Origin of the sequence: Mesorhizobium sp. M2A.F.Ca.ET.037.01.1.1 (assembly GCF_003998075.1) — a bacterium.
Classification (GTDB): Bacteria; Pseudomonadota; Alphaproteobacteria; order Rhizobiales; family Rhizobiaceae; genus Mesorhizobium.
Map to the genome: position 1 here is coordinate 1 of NZ_RZSA01000617.1, position 4,094 is coordinate 4,094.

At 65.4% G+C, this 4,094-nt stretch carries 4 protein-coding genes; 2 read left to right on the top strand and 2 right to left on the bottom strand.

Features of this window, described 5'->3' with window-relative positions:
• Together EOA27_RS25460 and EOA27_RS25465 are read left to right on the top strand one after the other, a co-directional pair.
• A partial coding sequence (locus EOA27_RS25460; protein ID WP_145970523.1) for an HAD-IA family hydrolase occupies positions 1–329 on the top strand: 329 nt, incomplete at its 5' end.
• Positions 326–1,912 carry an FGGY-family carbohydrate kinase gene (locus EOA27_RS25465; RefSeq protein ID WP_126079993.1) on the top strand — a complete coding sequence of 529 codons (1,587 nt, stop codon included), beginning with the start codon at positions 326–328 and terminating at the stop codon, positions 1,910–1,912. The genes EOA27_RS25460 and EOA27_RS25465, both read left to right, overlap by 4 nt.
• Here EOA27_RS25465 and ugpC read toward each other — a convergent pair.
• The gene (gene ugpC / locus EOA27_RS25470) at positions 1,905–2,999 is read right to left on the bottom strand and encodes a sn-glycerol-3-phosphate ABC transporter ATP-binding protein UgpC (RefSeq protein WP_126079992.1); all 1,095 of its coding nucleotides are present in this window, start codon (positions 2,997–2,999) and stop codon (positions 1,905–1,907) included. The genes EOA27_RS25465 and ugpC overlap by 8 nt on opposite strands.
• Before the next feature lie 3 nt (positions 3,000–3,002).
• Complete coding sequence (locus EOA27_RS25475) at positions 3,003–4,049, bottom strand: NAD(P)-dependent alcohol dehydrogenase (RefSeq protein ID WP_126079991.1); 1,047 nt, start codon at positions 4,047–4,049, stop codon at positions 3,003–3,005.
• Between the last annotated feature and the right edge of the window lie 45 nt (positions 4,050–4,094).

The following is a 4,094-nucleotide window of genomic DNA, read 5'->3' on the forward strand; positions in this document are numbered from 1 at the left end:
TCACCGGACTGCTCGGCCTTCTGGAACCGCATCTGTTCAGCGCCGCCATGGTCAAGCGCGGCAAGCCGGCGCCGGACCTTTTCCTTCATGCCGCTGCCTGCATGCGGGCAAAACCGCGCAAATGCCTGGTCATCGAGGACAGCCCGGCCGGCGTCGCCGCGGCCCGCGCGGCGGGCATGCGTGTCTTTGCCTTCACCGGCGGCTCGCATGCCGACAACCCCGCCTTGAAAGCGCGGCTTGCGTCGACCGAACCGGACTCTATATTCGCTGACATGCTGCAATTGCCCGATCTGATTGCAGGCCTGGGAGCGAGAGTAAAAGCATCTTGACGAAGAGTTTCGTTTGCGCGGTCGATGTCGGCACCGGGAGCGCTCGCGCGGGTATTCTTGACGCGCGCGGCAACCTGCTTGCCCGCGCCGATCATCCAATCGCCATGCACCAGCCCAAGCCCGATCATGCCGAGCATGATTCGGAGGACATCTGGTCGGCGGTGTGCAAATCGGTGCGGTCCGCCCTCGAGAAATCCGGCGTTGCCGCCGGCGATATCGCCGGCATCTCCTTCGACGCCACCTGCTCGCTGGTCGCGCGCGACAGGCAAGGCGGCCAGATCAGCGTCTCGGTCACCGGCGAGAGGCGCTGGGACACGGTCGTCTGGCTCGATCACCGCGCCATCGCCGAGGCCGATGAATGCACGGCAAGCGGCCATGCCGTGCTCGATTATATCGGCGGGGTGATGTCGCCGGAGATGGCAACGCCGAAGCTGATGTGGCTGAAGCGCCATCTGCTGCAGACTTGGAATGAAGCCGGCTATCTGTTCGACCTGGCCGATTTCCTGACCTGGAAGGCATCAGGCTCGCTCGCCCGCTCGCAATGCACGCTGACGGCCAAATGGACCTATCTCGCGCATGAGGAAGAAAGCTGGCGGCGCGATTTCTTCGAGCTCGTCGGCCTCGGCGATCTGTTCGAACATGGCAATCTGCCCGAAAAGGCGAGCCCGGTCGGCACCGATATCGGTCCGCTGACGGCGAAGGCCGCCGCCGAGCTCGGCCTGACTGAGAAATGCCGGGTCGGCGCCGGGGTCATCGATGCCTATGCGGGCGCGCTGGGTGTCCTGGGCGGCTTTGCCGGCGACGAGAAGAACATCAGCCGGCACTTGGCGCTGATCGCCGGCACATCGTCCTGCGTCATGGCGATGTCGCATGACCCGCAGCCCTTCGCTGGCGTCTGGGGCCCCTATTTCGGCGCGGCCTTGCCGACGCTGTGGCTGTCGGAAGGCGGCCAGTCGGCCACCGGCGCCCTGCTCGACCACATCATCCGCTGGCATGGCGCGGGCGGCGAGCCGGACGCGGCCATGCATATGAAGATCGCCAGGCGCGTCGCCGAATTGCGCGCCGAGGAGGGCGATGCGCTGGCGGCCAGGCTGCATGTGCTGCCGGACTTCCACGGCAACCGTTCGCCGCTCGCCGACCCGCATGCGGTCGGCGTCATCAGCGGCCTGACGCTCGATTCTTCCTTCGACAGCCTGTGCAAGCTCTATTGGCGCACCGCCGTCGGCATCGCGCTCGGCGTGCGCCATGTGCTCGAGGCCCTGAACGAGAACGGCTATCTGATCGACACGCTGCACGTCACCGGCGGCCACACCAAGAACCCGCTGTTGATGGAGCTCTATGCCGACGCCACCGGCTGCACGGTGGTCGAGCCGCTGGCCGACGAGGCGGTGCTGCTCGGCACCGGCATGGTGGCGGCGACCGCCGCCGGCCTCTATCCCGATCTCAACGCCGCCTGCGTCGCCATGCAGCAGGGCGGCAGGACGCGCGCGCCCAATAAGGAAGCCGGCGCCCGCTTCGATCGCGACTACCGCATCTTCCTCGAAATGCACCGCCAGCGGCAGATGCTCGACGCTATCAGCTGACCTGTTGCCTGCGCAGCGACTTGCCGGTCTCCGCGTCGAACAGATGGATGCCTTCTTCCTCGAAGCTGTAGCGAACCGGCGCGCGCAACTTCGGGCATTCGCGGGCCGGCACCAGCGCGCTGATCTCTTTGTCGCCCGAGCCGAACGTCACCAGCGCGTCATTGCCATGGAATTCGATGAGGTCGGCGGTGCCTTGCAGGATGTTGCCTGCGCCTCCGTTTGCCGTCTTGAGATCCGGAGGCCGGATGCCGAGCACGACCCGATCGCCGTGCCGCAGGTCGAAAGCGCTGCCTTCAAGCGAGAGCACCGTCCCCGTGCCGGTCAGCGTCCAGCCATCGCCCTTGCGGCCGACCGTGGCCTCGATGAAATTCATATTCGGCGTGCCGATGAAGCCGGCCACGAACTGGTTGCCGGGCCGCCGATAGATCTCCGCCGGCGAGCCGATCTGCTCGATCACGCCGTCCTTCAGAAGCACGATCCGGTCGGCAAGGGTCATCGCCTCGAGCTGGTCGTGCGTGACATAGACGGTGGTGGTCTTCAGCGACTGGTGCAATCTCGCGATCTCAACCCGCATATGGTTGCGCAGCTTGGCGTCGAGATTGGAGAGCGGCTCGTCGAACAGGAACACTTTCGGCGTCTTGATCATGGCGCGCGCGATCGCAACGCGCTGCTGCTGGCCGCCGGAAAGCTCGGTCGGCTTTCGACCGAGATAGGGCTCCAGCCCAAGCGTCTTCGAGACCGCCTCGACCCGCTTCTTGATCTCGGCCGCCGGCACCTTCTGCCGCTTGAGCCCGAAGGCGACGTTGTCGAAGATCGTCATATGCGGATAGAGAGCATAATTCTGGAAGACCATGGCGATGCCGCGGTCGCCCGGCTCGAGATCGTTGACCACCTTGCCGCCGATCGACACCTCGCCGCCGCTGATGTCTTCCAGCCCCGCCAGCATCCTGAGAAGCGTGGACTTGCCGCAGCCGGAAGGCCCCAGGAACACGACGAACTCATGCTCCTCGATCGCGAGGTTGAGATCGCGGATGACGGTCGTGGCGCCATAGGCCTTGTCGACATGGGAGCAAACGATGGCGGACATCCCTTATCCCTTCTCGCCGGTCAGCAGGATCTGCAGCTTGACGTCCTGAGGCCTGCCTTGCGCGGCGCGCTCGAACGCCTTGATGCTCGCGGAGAAATCATAGGTGCCGGTAATCAGCGGCTTGAGGTCGACCTTGCCGGAGGCGATCAGCTGCAAGGCGCGGTCGAAAATGTTGGCATAGCGGAACACGGTCTCGATGCGCACTTCCTTGGAGATCGCCGCCGGCACATTGAGCTCGACCGTCTCCACCGGCAGCCCGACCAGCACCACCGCGCCGCCCGGCCGCACGATGTCGAACAGGTTGGCGAAGGCCTTCGGGCTGCCGCTCGCCTCGAATACGATATCGGCGCCCCAATTGTCCGTCGCGCTCCGCACCGCGTCGACCAGCGACTGCTCGCCGACATTGACCGGCACGATGCCCGGATACTGGCCGGCGATCTCAAGCTTGGGTGCGGAAAAATCGGAGATCAGCACCTTGGAACAGCCGCCCGCCAGCGCGGCGAGCGCGATCATGATGCCGATCGGGCCGCAGCCGACGACGACGGCGACGTCGCCCGGCACGATGCGGGCGCGCGCCGCCGCCTGCATGCCGATGGCGAAAGGCTCGACCATCGCGCCTTCGGCGAAGGAGACATTGTCCGGCAGCTTGTAGGTGAAGGCCGCCGGATGAACGGCGTATGGCGCCAGCACGCCGTGCACCGGCGGCGTCGCCCAGAAGCGGACGTCCGGGTCGACATTGTAGATGCCGAGCTTCGTCGCGCGCGAGGAAAGATTCGGCACGCCCGGCTCCATGCAGACGCGGTCGCCGACTTTCAGGTTCGTGACGTTGGCGCCGACCTCAACGATCGTTCCCGAGGCCTCATGGCCGAGCACCATCGGCTGGCGCACGATATAGCTGCCGATGGCGCCATGCGTGTAGTAATGCACGTCGCTGCCGCAGACGCCGACCGTGTGGATGGCGATCCGGACATCGTCCGGTCCGACGTCTTGCGGCAGCGCGATCTCGCGCAGCGACAGTTCGCCTTTTTTCTCAAGCACCAGTGCCCGCATCGGGTATCCTCGCTTCAACTTTTCTTTTGCCGGAAAACGGAATTC